Source organism: Hathewaya histolytica, assembly GCF_901482605.1.
Lineage (GTDB): Bacteria > Bacillota > Clostridia > Clostridiales > Clostridiaceae > Hathewaya > Hathewaya histolytica.
Genome location: NZ_LR590481.1, coordinates 2,532,498 through 2,553,032, shown reverse-complemented (window position 1 = coordinate 2,553,032; position 20,535 = coordinate 2,532,498). Strand labels below are relative to the sequence as shown.

The window sequence follows — 20,535 nt, the reverse complement described above, 5'->3', positions numbered from 1 at the left end:
TCAATACCCCCCAAAAACTTTCTATTATTCAATAGGTTTAAAAACATCTTTTATATAGTCTAAAGTTAAATTACTTTTCACTAATTTGTTATTTAAAAAACCTACATAAAATCTATCCTCATCTTCTTTTAAAATTACGTAATCACCAGAAGAACTCATTGTCTGATTAAGAGCCCATTGATCTTTAGAATATATTTTAATGGAAAATAAAAGGTTATTTTTATTTGTATAATCTCCTGTTAAAAAATCCACCCTATTCAGAGTATTTTCTTCTTTAACATTTTGAAGTATTTTAAAATTCATTCCTAGAGAAAGTGGAATGCCTATTCTATATTTATAATCAGCGTTATAATATTCTCTATGAGATATACTTAAACCATTATTTTCATCCCATTGATTCCAATACATAAGATTCGATGGAGTGTAAATATTTAAATTGCTATTATTTGATTTTGCATAACCAATTTCTAATATACCATCTGAATTTATATCTTTAACTATATCTTTTAAAACATCATCTATATTCAAGGACTTGGAGGGATTTTCATACCTCTGATAAGTTTTGATTTTTTTAACATCCAAGTTCTTTTCGTTCTCTAGTACTTCTTTTAATTTTCCGTTTTTTAATATAAATAGATCTGTATAAAAGGATTTATTATCTAAGTTTAGGTTTAAGAATATTCCATTAATATCTTTAGAAGCCTTGCCTATAGTCATCTTAGAACTTACTATGGCTCTATTTAATTCAAAAGAATCTAATAAAGTTGGTTTTATATCATTAAATTTATAAAGTTTTAGTATGGATGAAGTTTTTGATTTATCATCTGTTGTGTTAAAAGTAATTAGTTCATTTTTATTATCTCCATCAATATCATATATCTGTAGATTACTATAGGGGAAATTACCCAAAGTTTCATAGAATCCTCTATGATAAGAGTATATAAATAGTGTGTTATTATTTTTATCAGAGGAATTAACCCCAACAAGAATTTCTGGCTTTCCATCACCAGTTATATCTTTATAATCAACTATATCTATGTTTTTACATGAAAAAGTTATATTATTAATTACTTCCCACACATTATCTTTTTGCTTTAGGATCATAACACCATAATTATTATAATAATTATTATCCTTTTTATATAGTAGGATAATTTCATTTTTTCCGTCATTATCTAAATCTACCTCTCTAATAGATTTTCTTTCACTATCACCCATAGCAATAGTAAGAGTTTTACCCTCTTTTAATAACAATGACATTATAGGATCTAATTTTTGCTTGCTTATATAGGAAGAAGGTTTAGTTATTAAATTATTTGGTAATTCAATTATGGAACAGCCAGATAATATTATAGAAAATATAAATACAATTATCGACAATAATCGTTTATTCATATTATACCTCACATATGATTTTAAGTTTTTTTCTAAGAAAGCCTTTAGAATACTTAGATGTATATATGTATTATATCAAAAAAAGAAAATAAATAAAAAGATATCTGTAAAATCTTAAGAATAACTATTAGTTAAAAAAAATTGTTAGCGTTGAAAATCATAATATACTATGATAAAATTTAAGATGATGAGGAAATGATTTTACAGTAATTACGATTGTTACAAAAGTATCATAAATATCGTTAATATGACAAAAAATAACTTAATGAATACTGTATTATATCATTATTGGTACTTAGAAATTTTATGAAAATTAGTACCATGTATTTAATTTATATTTATCTTTTCATAAATATAAATTATACTATGTATAATTTATAAAGAACTTAAATATAAGGGGGTATAATTATGGAAAATCTTAAGAAAACTAATCTTTACGAAGAGCATAAAAATCTTAAAGGAAAGATTGTTGATTTTGCTGGGTGGGAATTACCAGTTCAATACGAAGGAATAATTCCTGAACATGAGGCTGTTAGAAATGTAGCAGGTATATTTGATGTTTCTCACATGGGGGAAGTGGAGATAAAAGGGAAAGAAGCCTTCGATTATATTCAAAAATTAATTACGAATGACTTAGGTACTATAGAAGATAATGGGATTATATATACGTTTATGTGTTATGAAAATGGTGGTGTTGTAGATGATCTTTTGGTTTACAGATACACTAATGAACATTATTTACTTGTTGTAAATGCTAGTAATGAAGAAAAAGATTATCAATGGATGTTAGAAAATAAGGGAAATTATGATGTTGAAATAATTAATATTTCTAATAAGGTATCACAGGTTGCTATTCAAGGACCTAAAGCTGAGAAAATTCTTCAAAAATTAACTGATACAGATCTTTCAAAAATAAAATTCTTCCATTTTGATTCTGATGTAAATATATCTGGGGGTAAGTGCTTGGTATCTAGAACAGGGTACACTGGAGAAGATGGATTTGAAATATACACAGACAATGAATCTATAGTAAAAATATGGAGAGATATTTTAGAGGCAGGAAAAGATGAAGGCATAAAACCAGCAGGTTTAGGTGCGAGAGATACTTTAAGATTTGAAGCAAGCCTACCTTTATATGGTAATGAGGTATCACAAGATATTTCACCTTTAGAAGCTGGGTTAGGTTTTGCAGTAAAGCTTAACAAGGAATCAGACTTTATTGGAAAAGAAGCTTTGAAGAAGCAAAAAGAAGAAGGTCTTAAGAGAAAACTAGTTGGATTCGAGCTTCTAGATAAGGGAATTGCAAGACATGGGTATGAAGTAGCTAAAGATGGTGAAGTGATTGGTTTTGTAACTACAGGATATGCATCACCAACATTAAACAAGACAATAGGACTTGCTTTAATAGATGCTAAGTATGCAGAGTTAGATTCAGAACTTGAAATAAAGGTTAGAAATAGATCATTAAAAGCTAAGACTATTAAAAAGAGATTCCTGAAAAAATAGATAACAAATTAAATTGTGTATTTTCATAATAATATATTAATATTTTAATTTATCTAACATATCAAGGGGGAGAAATCATGAAAGTATTAGAAAACTTACTTTATAGTAAAGATCACGAGTGGGTGAAAGTAGATGGAGATAAAGCTTATATAGGTATAACTGACTATGCTCAAGATGCATTAGGAGATATCGTATACGTTGAATTACCATCAATTGATGATGAATTAAGCAAAGATGAAACTTTTGGAACAATAGAATCAGTTAAGGCTGCATCAGATGCATTTTCACCAATAAGTGGAACAGTTATAGAAGTTAATGAGTCTTTAGAAGATACTCCAGATGCTTTAAACGAAGATCCATATGAAAATTGGGTTGTTTGTGTAAATGTTGGGGACAAGTCAGAATTAGAAGAATTAATGAGTGCAGAGGATTACAAGAAATTTGTCAGTGAGGAGGCATAATTATGTTTCCATATATTCCTTTAACAGATAATGATAGAGAAGAGATGCTTAAAACCATAGGTCTTTCTTCTTTAGACGAGTTGTTTAGTGATGTTCCAAAAGATTTACTATTAAATAGAGAATTGAATTTAGAGGATCCAAAATCAGAACTTGAAGTTTCTTCTTTAGTGAATGAAATTTCATCTCAAAATATAGGTAGTAATGAATTAACTTGTTTCTTAGGGGCAGGTGCATATGATAGATATATTCCATCAGCAATAAAACACATTTTATCAAGGGCTGAATTCTATACTTCATATACACCATACCAACCAGAGATAAGTCAAGGGACTTTACAAGCGATATTCGAATTCCAAAGTATGATTACAAGATTAACTGGTATGGAAGTCTCAAATGCATCCATGTATGATGGGCAAACTGCATGCGCAGAAGCAGCTATGCTTGCATGTGCTTCAACAAAGAAGAAAAATATACTTGTATCCAAGACTGTTCATCCTGAAACTAGAAAAGTTCTTAAGACTTATGGAAAATTTAATGGCTTTAATGTTGAAGAAATAGATATGAATGATGGAGTTACAGATATTGAGAAATTAAACTCTATGGTAAATAAAGAAACTGCTGGCGTTATAGTTCAAAGTCCAAATTTCTTTGGCATAATTGAACCAGTAGAAGATGTTGAAAAGATTGTTCACGAAAATAAGGCTCTTTTAATTATGGGTGTTGAGCCTATATCTCTAGGGATATTAAAAACTCCTGCAGAATATGGTGCAGATATAGCAGTAGGAGATGCTCAATCTTTAGGTGGAGCATTGAATTTCGGAGGGCCATACCTTGGATTTATGAATGTAACTAAAAAATTAATGAGAAAAATGCCAGGAAGAATAGTTGGTCAAACTGAGGATGTAGATGGAAAAAGAGCATTTGTTTTAACTCTTCAAGCAAGAGAGCAACATATAAGAAGAGAAAAAGCAACTTCAAATATATGTTCTGACCAAGGACTTATGGCAGTAGGAGCAGCTGTATATTGCAGTCTTCTAGGAAAAGAAGGAATAAAAGAAGTAGCTATTCAAAGTGCTAAAAAAGCACATTATGCTTATAATGAACTTATTAAAAGTGGTAAATACAAACCTCTATTTAATAAACCATTCTTTAATGAATTTGCCATAACTTCAGAAAAAAGTGTAGAAGAAATAAATAAGGAACTTTTAAATAAGGGAATTCTAGGTGGATTTGATTTAGAAAAAGAATACGAAGAACTTAAAAACTCCTTCTTATTATGTGTAACAGAAAAGAGAACAAAAAAAGAAATAGATTCTCTTGTTAAACATTTGGAGGTGATATAAATGAACAATACTTATTCTAAAGTTATATTTGAACTTTCAAGTGAAGGAAGAAAGGCATATTCATTGCCTCCATGTGAAATAGAGGGTATAGAATTAGGCGATATTTTACCAAAAGAAAGTTTGAGGGCTGAAGCAGCAAATTTACCAGAGGTAAGTGAATTAGATGTTGTAAGACATTATACATTATTATCAAGGAAGAACTATGGTGTAGATGTTGGATTCTATCCATTAGGGTCTTGCACAATGAAATATAATCCCAAAATTAATGAAGATATGGCAGCACTACCTAAGTTTACATCACTTCATCCATATCAATCAGATGAAACAACTCAAGGCTCTCTAAGACTAATGTATGAATTAGGAGAAATGTTATCAGAAATCACTGGTATGGATAAGGTAACATTACAGCCAGCAGCTGGTGCTCATGGTGAACTTACAGGCCTTATGATAATTAAAGCTTATCATGAAAGCAGAGGAGAATCTAATAGAACTAAGATAATAGTTCCAAATTCTGCTCATGGAACAAATCCAGCCAGTGCTTCTGTTGCAGGGTTTGATGTAGTTGAAATAAAGTCTAATAAGGATGGCTCTGTAAATATAGAAAGCTTAAAAGAAGTTTTAGATGAAAATGTAGCAGGGTTAATGTTAACAAATCCAAGTACTCTAGGGTTATTTGAGGAAGATATAAAGGAAATAGAAAGATTAATCCATGAAGCTGGCGGTCTTCTTTATTATGATGGAGCTAACATGAATGCAATCATGGGAGTTACAAGACCTGGAGATATGGGGTTTGACGTAGTTCACTTAAATTTACACAAAACATTTACAACGCCACATGGAGGCGGAGGTCCTGGCAGTGGTCCAGTTGGGGTTAAAAAGGATTTAATTAAATTCTTACCTGTGCCTATGGTAGAAAAAAATGAGAATAGATATATGTTAAACTATGACAAACCAGAATCAATAGGAAAAGTAAAAGCTTTCTATGGAAACTTTGGTATGCTTATAAGAGCATATACCTATATTAAGACTATGGGGGCTGAAGGAATAAAAGCTGCTAGTACGACAGCTGTTTTAAATGCAAACTATATGAAAGAAAAATTAAAACATGATTATTATCTGCCAATAGATAAAGTTTGCAAACACGAATTTGTTCTAGGTGCACTTGGCAAAGATTCAGAAGTTAGCACATTAGATATTGCAAAGAGACTTTTAGATTATGGATATCATCCACCAACAATTTACTTTCCTCTAATAATTGACAATGCTATGATGATAGAACCAACTGAGACTGAAAGTATAGAAACTATTGATGCCTTTATAGATATTTTAATTAAAATAAGTAAAGAGGCAAAAGAGAATCCAGAGATATTAAAGGAAGCACCTCATAATACTCCGGTTAGAAGATTAGATGAAGCAACTGCTGCTAGAAATCCAGTATTAACTTGGAAATAATAATACCTATTTAGGTAATATAAGCAGAAATTTCTAAACCGTGATTATATTTAGTTGAAGCTTATAATCACGGTTTATTTTTGTGTGTAATTAATTAAATTTATTATTGTGATTGAGGTTATATTAAAATATAATTTATATACTTTAAAATATAATTTATATAAAAGTAAATTAAGAAAGGGGCTTTAAATATGTTATTCGAAAACATAAAGAATGTAGATCCAGAATTGTTAAATGCCATTGAGGGAGAGATAAAAAGACAGGAGACAAAAATAGAACTTATTGCATCAGAAAACTTTACAAGTGAAGCTGTTATGGAGGCTATGGGTTCGCCATTAACTAACAAATATGCAGAAGGATACCCAGGAAAAAGATATTATGGTGGATGTGAATATGTAGACGTAGCAGAAAATTTAGCTAGGGAAAGGCTAAAAGAATTATTTGGAGCTGAGCATGCAAATGTTCAACCTCACTCAGGTTCACAAGCAAATATGGGAGTTTATTTTACTATATTAGAACCAGGAGATAAGGTTTTAGGTATGGATTTATCCCATGGTGGACACTTAACTCATGGAAGCCCAGTTAACTTTTCTGGAAAACTTTACAACTTCATAGCTTATGGAGTTAATGATGAAGGATATATAGATTATGATGCCTTCGAAAAAAAGGCATTAGAAGAGAAACCAAAACTAATTGTAGCCGGTGCCAGTGCTTATAGTAGAATAATAGATTTTAAAAGAATAAGAGAGATTTGTGATAAAGTAAATGCATATATGATGGTAGATATGGCTCATATAGCAGGATTAGTTGCAGCAGGATTACATCCAAATCCAGTACCATATGCAGATTTCGTAACTTCTACTACACATAAAACTTTAAGAGGACCAAGAGGTGGAATTATTCTTTGCAAGGAAGAATTTGCGAAAAAAATAGATAAAACTATATTTCCAGGAATTCAAGGTGGACCACTAATGCATACTATTGCAGCTAAAGCTGTTTGTTTCAAAGAAGCAATGTCAGATGAGTTTAAAGTTTATATGACAAAGGTTGTTGAAAATGCTAAACAACTTTCAGATAGTCTTATAGAAAAAGGATTTAACATTGTATCAAATGGTACAGATAATCACTTACTGTTAATTGACCTAAGAAATAAAGGATTAACAGGAAAAGAAATGGAAAGGATTTTGGATGAAGTTGGAATAACAGTTAATAAAAATACTGTTCCAGGAGAAACTGAAAGTCCATTCGTAACAAGTGGAATAAGAATTGGTACTCCAGCTATGACTACAAGAGGATTTGGAAAAGAAGAAATGATTGAAATTGCAGACATAATGAATTACGTAGTTGAAAACAAAGAGGGTAACTTAGAACCTGTTAGGGAAAGAGTACAAAAATTATGTGCTAAATTTCCCTTATATAAATAAGTTTATGATGAAACATTTAAGTTTATAATTGGTTGTAAGTTATAAATTACCCTATAAATAATAAAAAACCCTTTAAACTATTATATATTGTAAAATAGCTCTTGTAAAACTTTGCAGGAGCTATTTTTATGCTTAGTAATTACTATAGTTAATATATTCACAAAATTGATGCGTTTTCCTCATGTTATTAAATTTTATTATAATAAAATAAATTTTGAATTGTATGATATAATTTTATATGAATGAATTATTGTGTAAAAAGGTGAGCTTATGATAAATAGTTTGGGAAAGCATCAAAAATTAAAGGATTCAAGAAATGTATTATTAATTGCAGTGTGCGTTACATTAGTTTCACAAATTCAGTTGTATTTTCTTGTACCTGATTTTAGGGTATCTATGGGTATAATAGTATTTCCTATAGCTTTATATTATTTTGAAAATATTAGTACAATTAAAACAGCTTTGCTTACGGCTTTATTTGTGTACATATGGAGAATAATATTACATTATATTACTAATGGGAGTATGGAATCAGTATTTTTAGCATATTTTCCTGAAATCTTCTTCTATTTATTTTATGGAGTATTTTTTTCAGTTTTAAATAGAAAAAATAAAGATTTTCATCTAAACAAACTTTTTACAAATCTTGTAATAAGTGATTATTTGGCAAATGCAATAGAGATAATACTTAGAACTCCTTCAGGAATTATGAATTTTAGAATTAATATAAGCTTAATAGTTGTGGCATTAATAAGAACTCTCATTATATGTGTAATCTTAAAAATTTTTAAGTTATATAATGTACTTTTATTAAAAAAGGAACATGAAGAAAAGTATAGGAAATTGTTAATTTTAAGTTCTCAACTAAAATCAGAAGTGTTTTGGATGGAAAAAAACATGCATCATATAGAGAGAACTATGACAGAAGCATATAAGTTATTTGAAAATATACGTGCTAATATAAATAATGATTTGTGGGAGAAATCTGCTTTAGCTATAGCCAAAGATATACATGAAATAAAGAAGGAATATGTATTGGTGGTTAGAGGGGTTAGAGAACTAACTTATGATAAATTTAAAGACGAGGGTATGGATTTAAAAGATATGCTATATATACTAGAAAAGAGTATAAAGGATGATTCTAAGAATAGAGAAGTTAATGTTAAGTTTAATATAAATTATCAGAATAATTTCTACACAACGAAGCATTATTATCTTATGTCCATATTTAGAAATTTACTTAATAATTCTATAGATGCTTTTAATAATGTAGATGTTGATAATATAATTTATTTTAAGCAAGAAATTTTAAATGATTTTTATGTATTTATAATTGGTGATAATGGTTCAGGAATTGAAGATAGTGATTTAGAATTTATATTTTCTCCAGGATATTCTACTAAGATAAATTATACTACGGGGGAAGTGAATCGGGGGATAGGTTTAAGTTTAGTTAAAGAAATAGTTGAGGATATTTTAGGTGGAGAAATTAAGGTGAAATCTAAAAAAAATAAGGGGACAGAGTTTTCAATTTATTTAAATAGGGAGGAACTTGAGGATAGATATGAAGATATTCATAGTTGAAGATGATATTAATGTAATAAAAATTTTAAAGATGATTATTGAGGATCATAATATAGGCGAGGTAGTAGGACATAGTTTAAATGGTAATGATGGATTTAGAGAAATATCCATTTTAAAACCAGATATAGTTTTAGTAGATTTGTTAATGCCTGAAAAGGATGGGATTTCTTTAGTATTAGAAATAAAGAAAACATTACCTTCTATTCATTTTATTATGTTATCTCAAGTTGCTGATAAAGACATGATAGCTAAGGCCTACGAAAGCGGAGTGGAATTTTACATAAATAAGCCAGTTAATGCTATAGAAGTAGAAAGAGTTTTAAATAAATCAATTGAATCTATTACAATGAATAGGACACTAAACAAGATTCAGAATATTTTTGAAAAAAGTCAAGACAACATTCAAGTTAAAGAAATAACTAATACTAAAGAACATATTAAAAAACTAAAGTTTTTAATGCAGAGAATAGGTATAATGGGTGAAATAGGAAGTGAAGATATTATAAACATAATTGATTTTCTAATAGTAAATAAGAAAAGTATGTCTGATTATACTATGAAAGAGTTATGTGCTATATTTTCTGAAAATCCAAAATCTATGGAACAAAGAATTAGAAGGACAGCTAATGTAGGTATGATAAACTTAGCTAATTTGGGAATAGAGGATTATATGAATGAAATATTTATAGAATACTCCAATGGACTTTATAATTTTCAACAAGTAAAAAAAGAAATGGACTATATAAGAGGAAAGAGTAAAATAAGAGGTAAAATAAGCATTAAAAAATTTATGAATGGTCTAGTATTCTATTGTGAAAAGTAGTAATTTGAGAAGAATAAAAATTTTCTAATAATTTTTAAAGAAAACTTGTAACTTTACGTAACTTAGTGAAGTGCAAGTTTTATACTTTATTTAATTTAAAAAATTGTGATTACTGATTAATCACAATTTTTTTATAAAAAATATCTATAAGTAAAATCTTCAATGTATTTAGGTAACTCCTTAAGACTATATCTCTCAAAGAGCTTAATTAGGCATGCGCCAACATGTCTAATAGATTTCACTTAAATTTTGCCATATACAGTATAGCATATTAATAGAGATAAGTAAAATAATTATAAATTAAATTGTTTGAAAATTTAAATAAGTAACTGTTAATTCTGTCACAAATAGGGAGTCCTAGAGCAATAAGGAGATAAATAAACTGGGGGGAATAATATGTTTGCCATAATAAAAGGTATAGGTTTATTAGTCTTTACACTTGTTTTATTTTCTATATTCAGTTTAAAGATGCCTAAAGGACAAAAAGCTATGTCTGGCCTTGCAGATGCAGCAGTAGCAACTTTCTTAATAGAGGCCATTCATAAGTATATTAGTGGAAACTTACTTCATATTGATTTTCTAGGTAAAGTTGGAGCTACATCTGGAAGCCTTGGAGGAGTAGCAGCGGTTATCCTAGTTTCTATTAATATGGGTGCTAGTCCAATATATGCAGTTGCAGCAGGTGTTGCTGTAGGTGGATATGGAATATTACCAGGATTCATTGCAGGATATATAGTTGGGTTTATAGCTCCAATATTAGAAAAGAAATTGCCAGAAGGATTAGATGTTATTTTGGGAGCATTAATTCTAGCACCATTAGCAAGAGGGATAGCTTTTGCTATGGATCCTATAGTAAATGCTACTTTAATAAATATTGGTGAAATGATATCTGTAGCAGCAGATCAATCACCACTTGTTATGGGATTTTTACTAGGTGGAATAATGAAAATGATATGTACTTCTCCTTTAAGTTCTATGGCTTTAACAGCGATGCTAGGATTAAAGGGACTTGCAATGGGTATTGCTGCCATAGCTTGTGTAGGAGGATCTTTTACAAATGGAATAGTATTTCATAGATTGAAACTTGGAAATAGGAGTAATGTTATAGCTGTAATGTTAGAACCTTTGACTCAAGCAGACATTGTAACAACTAATGCAATTCCGATATATTGTTCAAACTTCTTTGGAGGAGGACTTGCAGGACTTGCAGCAGCGTATTTTAAAATTATAAATAATGCACCAGGTACAGCATCACCAATACCAGGACTATTAGCTCCATTTGGATTTAACGAACCTAAAAATGTAATAATGGCAGTAATTCTAGGTGCTATAGGTGGTTCTATTGCTGGATTTATTGGAAGCACAGTATTTAAATCATTTACAAAAAAAGAAAATATAACTAAAAAACCTAGTCAAGAAATTGTCTAGAATTGATAGTTAAAGAGATTCAGGCTATGTACCTGAATCTTTTTTTTGCATAAATTAGACATATAAAAGATTATTTGCTATTATAGAATAGTATAAATATTTATATAAAAGGAGAATAATTATGGATAATAACGTTTTAGCAAAAGTTAATGGAATAGAAATTACAGAAGAGAATTTAAATGCTTTAATGTCAAGTTTAGATCCTCAAGTGGCTATGCAATTTTACTCACCAGAAGGTAAAGAAAGATTATTAGAAGAATTAATAAACCAAGAATTATTCTATGCCGAAGCTTTAGATAAGAATTTTGCAGAAGAAGAAGAGTTTAAGAATGAAGTAGAGAGAATTAAAAAGAATACTTTAAAACAATATGCCTTAAGAAAAGTACTAGCTGAAGCTAAGGTTATTGAGGAAGAAGCGGAAGAATTTTATAATTCACATAAAGAAAGTTATAGTAAACCAGAAGAAGTTAGAGCTAGTCATATTCTAGTTGATACAGAAGAAAAGGCTAATGAAATATTAAAAGATATAAAAGAAGGTAAATCTTTTGAAGATGCTGCAAAGGAAAATTCAAAATGTCCATCAAGCAGTGTTGGTGGAGATTTAGGAGCATTTGCTAAAGGAAGAATGGTTCCAGAATTTGAAGAGGCTGCATTTAAGATGGAAATTGGAGATATAAGTGAAGCAGTTAAAACACAATTTGGATACCACATAATAAAATTAACAGAAAAGACTCCAGCAGGTGTTGCTCCATTTGAAGAAGTTAAATCTCAAGTATACAATGCAGTATTAGGTATGAAACAACAAGAAAAGTATATGGATAAAGCAAAGCAATTAAGAGAAAAGTTTAATGTTGAAATAGTAAAATAATAAAATTAAGAGTTACAGTATAGCACTAAGGTATTTTAATGGGTAAAGAATAGTGAATAAAATAATATTCATTAGTTTACTGATTTCTATATATTTAGTGCTATTTTTATATTTAATAATGATTTTGTAAAAGTTATTAAATAAAGGAGTGATTTTATTGTTTATAGGAAGTGCAAAAGTTTATATGAGAGCAAATTGGTGCCATTCTTTGAAAGAAAAAAGAATGATAGTGCGAAGTATAGTGGATAAAACAAAAAATAAATTTAATATTTCTATTGCTGAGGTGGAGAATCAAGATTTACATAATTCTTTGGTCATTGGATTTGCGTGTGTAAGTTCTAATAAAAAGCTAGTTGAAAGTATGGTAAATAAAGTTTTAGATTATATAGAAGGCAATACAGAGGCGGAGATAATTGATATAGAAACGGAGATATTATAGGTGCAATGTTGAATAATATACATATAGGGTATATAATTTCTATGTAATGATATACTTATGGGAAAGTTATACAGTACAAAAAAGGGGGAAGTAACAAATGTTAAAAACTATAAAGAAGAATTTAGATGCAATAGAAGCCATGAATTATTTTTGGCAAGCAGCTAGCGAAAAGGAAAATGTTTCAGAACAATTTTTTCATGATGTTGGAAATATGCCAGCTATGACATGTATATATGATGAAGAATTTGATGCAGAATCAGTTAGAAGAACTTTAAGTGCTATAAAAAATAGAGAACCTTTGACAGGAAATAAGAAAGAAAAAAGATTCTGGAATTATAACATGTGGATAATGGAAGACATGGAATATATGAAAGCTATGATTCAACCTGTAAAGCAACTAAATTTAGATTGTTTAGTAGATAAATTACAAGATGCAGAAGGTGCTGATAGATATGAGGAATTAGAAGTTATATTCTCACCAATGCATATGGATGAATATATTATAAAAGATAATAGATTATTGATAAATTTCTTTATGGTTAAACCAAGTTTAGTAGATGATAAAGTTTTAGTTAAAGATAAAGAGATAAATGAATATATAGAAGAGAAATTAAGAAAACTTTTAAGTAAATAGGAGAATAAATGAGACTGTCTTAAAATGATTGAAAATTGTTTTAGGGCAGTTTTTTATTTAATAGAAATGATGTACTAAAGTTTAAATTTAATGTATTAATTATAGAATAAGTACACATATGTTATATTGTAATAAAATATGAGCATAATTGTAATAAAATATACTATTTTCTATTATTGATACATTATTTCATTTGTAGTAATATGAAGGTGGTTGATGTTACAGATACCTTTAATTTAATCTGCTTGAAGGCAGTTTTTATTATAGATAGTTATGTTATGGAGTTTTGTAAGTTATAGTTAAGGAGTAAATTTATCATTTAATCATAGGAGAAGAATATAAAATGAGTAATAAATATAATAAAATAAATAAAAAAAATAAAAAATATATTTTATTATTTTTATTTATTTTATCTAGTTGCTTGATTATAAGTAAAAATTTAGACAATATATATATCTTTAAAAAACAAGAAACTTCCGAAGAGGTGAAATCTTCAAATTCAGCTTCAGTTGATACTAATAGTGATTTTGAAAAAAATACTAAAAATACTATGGAAACTTATCTTAGGGAAAAATATAAAATAGATGATACTACATATACAGAAAATAGGGTTACTTACGTTAAGAATTTAGGGGATATAGGAATATTTGTTAGTAAAAAAAGAAGTTTGACATGTTGGTATGAACCTGAAGGACTTTTACCCGTTAAAATACCATTCTGTAGAATTAATTTTTCAAAGGAAAATATGATGGTTAAGGATGCTGCTAAGGCTGTAGAAAAGCTAGTTGGGGATGCTGAAGAAGAAGGGATTTATTTTAAAGGTGTGTCAGCCTATAGGTCTTATAATACCCAAGAAACTACATATTTATATATAAGTAAAACTAAAGGAGAAGAACATGCTGATGTATACTCGGCTAGACCAGGACAAAGCGAGCATCAAACCGGACTTTCTATAGACCTCGGTATTAGAAGTTTAAATTACGATTTGAATGAAAATTTTGCAGATACTAAAGAAGGAATTTGGCTTTCAAAAAATTGTTCTAAATATGGCTTTATAATAAGATATCCAAAGGGAAAGGAGCATATAACAGGTTACTCTTTTGAACCTTGGCATATTAGGTATGTTGGAGCAGAACTAGCAAAATATTTAACGGAAAACAATCTTACACTAGATGAATTTTATGATTTCAAATAAAAATTATTATTATTAATTCTTTTAAGAAAATCAATTTTTATTTTAGTTAATAAGAAGCTTTTTTAAAGTTTAAATTTTAAATGTATATATTACAGGTTAATTAAATATGTAATTTTACAATTAAACTTAAATGGTATATTATTTAATTTTATTTAGATAAGGGGATAATTACATGACAAATAAAATCTTAAGTCTTAGCAATGTAGGTAAAAAGTTTCATGATGAAATTATTTTAAAAGATGTTAATTTAGAAATTAATAGGGGAGAAGTAATTGGTATAGTCGGGAAAAATGGAAGTGGAAAAACTACATTACTTAGGATAATGTTAGGTCTTAATTATGCTAATGAGGGTGAAGTTATTGTAGGAGAGAAAAAGGTTACTCCCGGTATCTTAGGGGATTTACCAGTTAATGTAGGAGCATTAATAGAAACTCCGAAGTTTTTACCACAATTTTCTGGACTTAAAAACCTATCCATGCTAGCTTTAATTAAGGATGTTATTAGCGAAAAAGATATAAGAAATGTTATTAGAAGGGTCGGATTAAACCCTGAAAGTAAGATACCAGTAAGTAAATATTCTTTGGGAATGAGACAAAGACTTGGTATAGCACAGGCTATTATGGAAAATCCAGAGCTAATACTCTTTGATGAACCTACAAATGCTTTAGATACTACAGGTGTTGAAACTTTTTCTGAAATTGTGAAAGAACTTTCAAACAAGGGTACAAGCTTTATAATTGTATCTCATAGAAAAGAGGAAATTGATATGTTATGTGATAAAGTTTATAAAATCGAAAAATCCACTTTAACTATTTTAAAGTCGTAATAGGAAGGTGTGAATGAGTAGTGATTATATATTCTATTAATACATACTTTAAAACAACATGGAAAAGATGGATATATGTTTCTATAGTTTTATTTTTAGCATTTTTAGTTTTAAAATATATTGGCCCAGAAGAATTTTTGAAACCAGGTGAAAAGATAGGTTTATGGGATTACTTATTTAGTTCATTGTCTTACCCTTTTCTTAATCTTTTAGTGATACCAACATGCTATTGTTATTTGGTGTCAGATATAGTAAGTAAGGATTATGCAGAAGGATACATAAATTTTATTTTAACCAGGTCACCTAATAGATTAAAGTATTTTTTATCTAAGGTAATAATTATATTTTTAACCTCAAATCTATTTTATTTACTTTGTATATTTATTTTAATATTTATAAGTTTTATATATCAAATGCCAATTCAAAATGATAACTATTATTATGTTGTAAGAGCTGTTATGGAATCTGGAGGAAGTATGGTAGGACTTTTTATGACTCAATATGTATTATTAACTTTAGAATTAGAGTTTCTAGGTATTTTTACTGTAGTTATAGCATTATTCTTTAATAAGTCTATTTATAGTTTTATAGGCTTATTCATACTCATAATTCAAGGGCATAATGCTATATTTAATAATAGTAATAATAGATTATTATCACCACTAGCTCAGGGATGCTTATCCCTTCATGTACCATATTATGCTTATGGAATTGGTAGAGAGGTAAATTCAATTATAGCAAAATTCACAGTGAATTATTCAATAATGTTCTTAAATATGCTAATTCTTATATGTTGTATTATTGGATATCTTAAGATTAGAACAACAAATATACATACTAAAAGGGTGATTTAAGCTATGAAGGGATTGGTATTAAATGAACTTTATCTATATATAAAAAAGAAAAATTTGTATTTACTAGGAGTTATCCAAATAATCATATTAATATCAATATATATGGTTTATAGTAGTTCAAATGCTGAATTGTTAAGACCTAATTACATAGATGGAGTTTTAAGAGTATGTGGGGGTATTGAAAAGGAATTTTCTCTAATTTATTTTTGTCAGTGGTTTATTATTTTAGGGATATTAATTGCAATATCTCAAAATAATGCAGAAATTAAAGATGATTTTGATTTAATGATATTAACAAGGGCGGAATCAAGGATAAAATGGTGGACATCTAAACTACTATCTTTGGCTATAGTAGTTTTTATATATGTATTATTACTTTCACTTGAAGGGTATATTTTATCCATTATAATTTTTAAAAATACACCTAGTTTTAGTAAATATAGTTCTATATATTATCCTAATATATCAGAGTTTCAAGGATCTTTTTATACTTTGCAAGCAATTGTAATAACTATAATAACTACTGGTTTCCTTGCAATAAGTACACTATTTCAGACGATAAGTGTGGCTTTTAATAATAATAAAAGATGCTATACAACATTAATAGTCGTAACTATAATTTTAGGTATGTTATATAATAAGGGATCAATACCTAGACAACTATCACCTATGCATTATGCATCATCCATTGATATAAATCCCAATATAAAATCCTATATTAGCTATATAAGTTTTAATCTAGTAGTATTTTTAGGGAGTTCATTTATAGGAGGAATACTTGTAGGAAAAAAAGATATAGATATCATATTTAAGAGTTGAGGTGTATTTTATTATGAATAAACGTTTCTTAAAAATAGAGTTAAAAAGAACTTTGTTTAGTTGGAATATGGTAATATCACTTGTGCTTTTTATGATTGTATTTATAAATATATCAAATATGTATAAATCGGACATACCTGTTACCCCACAATATCCCAAACTATTGGCATTAGAAGGAGGAACTTGTTTTATAAATTTTATAGATGTAATGGGTAATCCTTGTAATAGCTATATGACACTGGTTTTCCCTTTAATTATATTAATTTTAATTGGTGATTCTTTATTTTTAGATTATAAAACAAATTTTCTTCAATTTTCACTTACAAGAATAGGTTATAAAAAATATATAAGGTATAAAACCATTGCCGTAGCCTTAACTGCATTTATTTTTACTTTTTTATTTCAGATAGTTGGATTTTTGTATAGTTTATTTACAAATCCATATTACATTCCTACTAAAGCGGCTATAGAAAATGATATGGCGCCATTATGTGCGTCACAATTATATGTGAACAATCCTTACATATACATATTTATTGTTATGATAATATTTAGTATAATTGCAATGGTTATTTCCACTCTAGGTATTATAGCTTCAACCCTTGCTAAAAACACTTTTTATGTTATTGGCGTTCCATGGATATTATACGTGTTAATATGTGAAATAATTTATATAATTACTCCATATATATGGAACTTCTTGAGGTATATAAACCCGTTAAATATGATTGGAGTAATTTTATTTATGGAGGGAAGTAATTTAATATATATATTCTTATATTGGATTTTACTTTTGGTAGCAACATTGTTTATTTCACATAGGTTAACTTTAAGAAAGTTTAAATTACATTTATAACAAAATAAAAGGAGGCTATTAAAATAAACATTTAAATAGCTTCCTTTTATTTTATTAGTTATTTTTATGTATTTTATGGATTAAATTTAAATTGAAAACTTTAGGAAATAAATTTTTAATTTTAAATACGATGTATTATAATTAATGTATATGTAAATTTTAAATATAATAGAAGAATATATTATAGGTTTGAAAGATAATAAATATACAATAAGTACCTAAAAATTATGGTGGTGAACAAAAATTGGAACAAAGAGATAAGAGTATAGGTTTTTTTGATTCAGGATTAGGTGGAATAAGCGTGTTGAAAGAGGCATTAAAAATAATGCCTAATGAAAATTATATATATTTTGGTGACTCAAAGAATGCTCCTTATGGGAGAAAATCTATTGATGAAGTTAAGGATTTGACATTTAAAGCTATAGAATTTTTGTTATCAAAGGACGTGAAAGCTATAGTTGTAGCTTGTAATACTGCTACAAGTGCAGCTATTAGGGAACTTAGAGAAAAGTATAGTAGTATTCCCATAGTTGGTATAGAACCAGCAGTTAAACCAGCAGTAAAGTTGGATAGAAATGGAAAGATAGTTATAATGGCAACACCTGTAACCCTAGCACAGAAAAAGTTTAAGGATTTATATGAACAATATAAATTAGATACTGAAATAGAGCCATTGCCATGTCCAGAATTAGTTGAATTTGTGGAAAGAGGAGAAGTTGCGGGAGAGAGAGTTTTTAATTACATAAAGGAAAAACTCAGCACATATGAATATGAAAATATAGGAGCTATTGTTTTAGGATGTACACATTATCCTTTTGTAGAAGAGATCATAAAGAAAGTTGTAGGAGATGATATACCTGTGATACATGGAGGAGAAGGGACAGCAAAACAACTTCAAAGACTTTTAAAAGAAAATGATATACAAACTAAAAATAATGAAAAAGGTATTGTAGAAGTATATAATTCATTAGAGGATGAGAAAATTATGGATTTAAGTAAAAAGTTATTAGATTTATAAAAGAATACTGTTATATAGTTAGTACAAAACTTAAGTTGTTCATATCTATCTTAGTTCATAAGTTAACATATACTTATGCTTTTGAATAAGTTAGAGTATAGTAACTTTTAGAAATAAGGTGATTAAGTATGAAAGTGTTCTTGTTTTCCAGAGAGTATATAGATAAAAATGAAAATTGCTTTAAACAAATTGAACTAGGGAAAAAACATAAGGTGAAAGATATAGTGATAAACAATCCAGAAGAGAATAATGAATTATATATACTGCATAGTTTTGATTTAATAAATAATAATAAAAGTATGTATAAATCTATAAATAAGGTAAGAGTTCTATCTAGTGAAAAATTTGATAAAGAGTTTTGTATACAAAAGGATAATGTGAATATTTATTTAAATGAATATATAAGTAATAAAACGCATCTAGAGCTAAAAGAGATAAATTTAAAGGATGTAGTTGACAGCGATGTTATAGAAATTTTAGAGAATGACTTTGCAATAATTCTTCCTGGTGGAGACTTTATAATTAGGCTTTGTGAGGAAGTAGAAGAACTTAATGCATCAATTAAATTACAGACAGTAAAGATATATTAGACAATATGTATGCAATTCTATTATGCTCCTAAAAGATTATAAATTTTAGGAGTGTTTTTTATAAGCCAACATGAATATATATTCCATACAAACAAATATATATTCAGTGATTAAAGAGGGGATTAAAAATATATGTAGAATATATTTGCTGGGAAATTAAAGGGGGATTTTTGCCATGGATAAAATTAAGTTATTTGAAAAGGTTATTTTATTAGGTTTCCTTATTTTTGGGATGAGCTTATTTATTGAGGGAAGTATAGGTTTGTTAATATTTTTACTATCACAAGCTTTTGTTATTGGTGGACAAGCAAAAAAATATAGTTTAGAAGCGAAAAACAGTAAGATATTTAATTAAAACTACATAGTACCATATTTTGTGATTTATATTGTTATGTTATAATTAATGTGGGTATAATTAGAGTATATATAGTATGTTGATATGTTAGTTATACTTATTTTAAATTACAGTATAAAAATTCTTTTTAGGGAGTGTATAATATGAAGAATCCAATAGTAACAATAAAAATGGAAAATGGTAAAGTAATGAAAGGTGAGTTATATCCAGAAATAGCACCTAATACAGTTAAGAATTTTATAAATTTAGTTGAAAAAGGATATTATAATGGTTTAATATTTCACAGAGTAATACCAGGATTTATGATTCAAGGTGGATGCCCAGAGAAAACTGGAATGGGCGGACCAGGTTATGCTATAAAAGGAGAATTTACTTCTAATGGTTTTAAAAATGATTTAAAGCATACAGAAGGGGTTATGTCTATGGCAAGAACTATGGATCCAAATTCAGCTGGAAGTCAGTTCTTTATAATGACATCTAATTCTCCTCATCTAGATGGAAGCTATGCAGCTTTTGGTAAAATAATAGAAGGTATGGAAGTAGCTAAAGAAGTGGTTATGACAAAGAGAGATATGTCTGATAGACCATATGAAAATCAAGTAATGCAAGAGGTTACAGTAGAAACTTTTGGTGAGGAGTTCGGAGAGCCAGAGAAAATTTCTTAA

The 20,535-nt window shown here is 28.2% G+C and carries 21 protein-coding genes; 20 read left to right on the top strand and 1 reads right to left on the bottom strand.

Going from position 1 to position 20,535, the window contains the following annotated elements:
* Positions 1 to 24: 24 nt before the first annotated feature.
* Positions 25 to 1,395: an FG-GAP repeat domain-containing protein gene (locus tag FGL08_RS12345; RefSeq protein ID WP_138211065.1), complete on the bottom strand. Its 1,371-nt coding sequence runs from the start codon at positions 1,393 to 1,395 to the stop codon at positions 25 to 27.
* Between the two features lie 408 nt (positions 1,396 to 1,803).
* Between FGL08_RS12345 and gcvT the strand changes: the two genes are divergently transcribed.
* The 20 genes from gcvT to FGL08_RS12245 all read left to right on the top strand — a co-directional run bounded on the left by gcvT (position 1,804) and on the right by FGL08_RS12245 (position 20,535).
* Positions 1,804 to 2,901 (top strand): glycine cleavage system aminomethyltransferase GcvT, encoded by a 1,098-nt coding sequence (gene gcvT, locus FGL08_RS12340; protein ID WP_138211064.1) that lies wholly within the window; start codon positions 1,804 to 1,806, stop codon positions 2,899 to 2,901.
* Positions 2,902 to 2,978: 77 nt separating this feature from the next.
* The gene (gcvH, locus tag FGL08_RS12335) at positions 2,979 to 3,362 is read left to right on the top strand and encodes a glycine cleavage system protein GcvH (RefSeq protein ID WP_138211063.1); all 384 of its coding nucleotides are present in this window, start codon (positions 2,979 to 2,981) and stop codon (positions 3,360 to 3,362) included.
* A 2-nt stretch (positions 3,363 to 3,364) separates the two neighbouring features.
* Positions 3,365 to 4,705: an aminomethyl-transferring glycine dehydrogenase subunit GcvPA gene (gcvPA, locus tag FGL08_RS12330; RefSeq protein ID WP_138211062.1), complete on the top strand. Its 1,341-nt coding sequence runs from the start codon at positions 3,365 to 3,367 to the stop codon at positions 4,703 to 4,705.
* A complete protein-coding gene (gene gcvPB / locus FGL08_RS12325) occupies positions 4,706 to 6,157 on the top strand; it encodes an aminomethyl-transferring glycine dehydrogenase subunit GcvPB (protein WP_138211061.1) in 1,452 nt (483 codons plus the stop codon). It begins immediately after the preceding gene.
* Between the two features lie 191 nt (positions 6,158 to 6,348).
* The gene (gene glyA, locus FGL08_RS12320; RefSeq protein ID WP_138211060.1) at positions 6,349 to 7,581 is read left to right on the top strand and encodes a serine hydroxymethyltransferase; all 1,233 of its coding nucleotides are present in this window, start codon (positions 6,349 to 6,351) and stop codon (positions 7,579 to 7,581) included.
* Between the two features lie 270 nt (positions 7,582 to 7,851).
* A complete protein-coding gene (locus FGL08_RS12315) occupies positions 7,852 to 9,165 on the top strand; it encodes an ATP-binding protein (protein WP_138211059.1) in 1,314 nt (437 codons plus the stop codon).
* Complete coding sequence (locus tag FGL08_RS12310) at positions 9,146 to 9,988, top strand: response regulator (protein ID WP_138211058.1); 843 nt, start codon at positions 9,146 to 9,148, stop codon at positions 9,986 to 9,988. Before FGL08_RS12315 ends, FGL08_RS12310 begins: the two co-directional genes overlap by 20 nt.
* 396 nt (positions 9,989 to 10,384) lie before the next feature.
* On the top strand, positions 10,385 to 11,416 hold the full coding sequence (locus FGL08_RS12305; RefSeq protein WP_138211057.1) for a PTS sugar transporter subunit IIC: 1,032 nt from the start codon (positions 10,385 to 10,387) through the stop codon (positions 11,414 to 11,416).
* A 121-nt stretch (positions 11,417 to 11,537) separates the two neighbouring features.
* The gene (locus FGL08_RS12300; protein WP_138211056.1) at positions 11,538 to 12,284 is read left to right on the top strand and encodes a peptidyl-prolyl cis-trans isomerase; all 747 of its coding nucleotides are present in this window, start codon (positions 11,538 to 11,540) and stop codon (positions 12,282 to 12,284) included.
* Positions 12,285 to 12,441: 157 nt separating this feature from the next.
* The gene (locus tag FGL08_RS12295) at positions 12,442 to 12,723 is read left to right on the top strand and encodes a DUF503 domain-containing protein (protein ID WP_138211055.1); all 282 of its coding nucleotides are present in this window, start codon (positions 12,442 to 12,444) and stop codon (positions 12,721 to 12,723) included.
* Between the two features lie 97 nt (positions 12,724 to 12,820).
* On the top strand, positions 12,821 to 13,357 hold the full coding sequence (locus tag FGL08_RS12290; protein ID WP_138211054.1) for a TDE2712 family protein: 537 nt from the start codon (positions 12,821 to 12,823) through the stop codon (positions 13,355 to 13,357).
* Positions 13,358 to 13,700: 343 nt separating this feature from the next.
* Positions 13,701 to 14,552 (top strand): M15 family metallopeptidase, encoded by an 852-nt coding sequence (locus FGL08_RS12285; RefSeq protein ID WP_138211053.1) that lies wholly within the window; start codon positions 13,701 to 13,703, stop codon positions 14,550 to 14,552.
* Between the two features lie 172 nt (positions 14,553 to 14,724).
* Positions 14,725 to 15,378: an ATP-binding cassette domain-containing protein gene (locus tag FGL08_RS12280; RefSeq protein ID WP_138211052.1), complete on the top strand. Its 654-nt coding sequence runs from the start codon at positions 14,725 to 14,727 to the stop codon at positions 15,376 to 15,378.
* A 20-nt stretch (positions 15,379 to 15,398) separates the two neighbouring features.
* The gene (locus FGL08_RS12275) at positions 15,399 to 16,232 is read left to right on the top strand and encodes a DUF2705 family protein (RefSeq protein ID WP_138211051.1); all 834 of its coding nucleotides are present in this window, start codon (positions 15,399 to 15,401) and stop codon (positions 16,230 to 16,232) included.
* A gap of 3 nt (positions 16,233 to 16,235) precedes the next feature.
* On the top strand, positions 16,236 to 17,051 hold the full coding sequence (locus FGL08_RS12270; protein WP_138211050.1) for a hypothetical protein: 816 nt from the start codon (positions 16,236 to 16,238) through the stop codon (positions 17,049 to 17,051).
* 13 nt (positions 17,052 to 17,064) lie between these two features.
* Positions 17,065 to 17,907, top strand: coding sequence for a hypothetical protein (locus FGL08_RS12265; protein WP_138211049.1), 843 nt, complete (start codon positions 17,065 to 17,067; stop codon positions 17,905 to 17,907).
* Between the two features lie 244 nt (positions 17,908 to 18,151).
* On the top strand, positions 18,152 to 18,925 hold the full coding sequence (gene murI, locus FGL08_RS12260; protein ID WP_138211048.1) for a glutamate racemase: 774 nt from the start codon (positions 18,152 to 18,154) through the stop codon (positions 18,923 to 18,925).
* Between the two features lie 128 nt (positions 18,926 to 19,053).
* Positions 19,054 to 19,515: a hypothetical protein gene (locus FGL08_RS12255; protein ID WP_138211047.1), complete on the top strand. Its 462-nt coding sequence runs from the start codon at positions 19,054 to 19,056 to the stop codon at positions 19,513 to 19,515.
* Between the two features lie 175 nt (positions 19,516 to 19,690).
* On the top strand, positions 19,691 to 19,870 hold the full coding sequence (locus FGL08_RS12250; RefSeq protein WP_138211046.1) for a hypothetical protein: 180 nt from the start codon (positions 19,691 to 19,693) through the stop codon (positions 19,868 to 19,870).
* Positions 19,871 to 20,013: 143 nt separating this feature from the next.
* Positions 20,014 to 20,535, top strand: coding sequence for a peptidylprolyl isomerase (locus tag FGL08_RS12245; protein WP_138211045.1), 522 nt, complete (start codon positions 20,014 to 20,016; stop codon positions 20,533 to 20,535).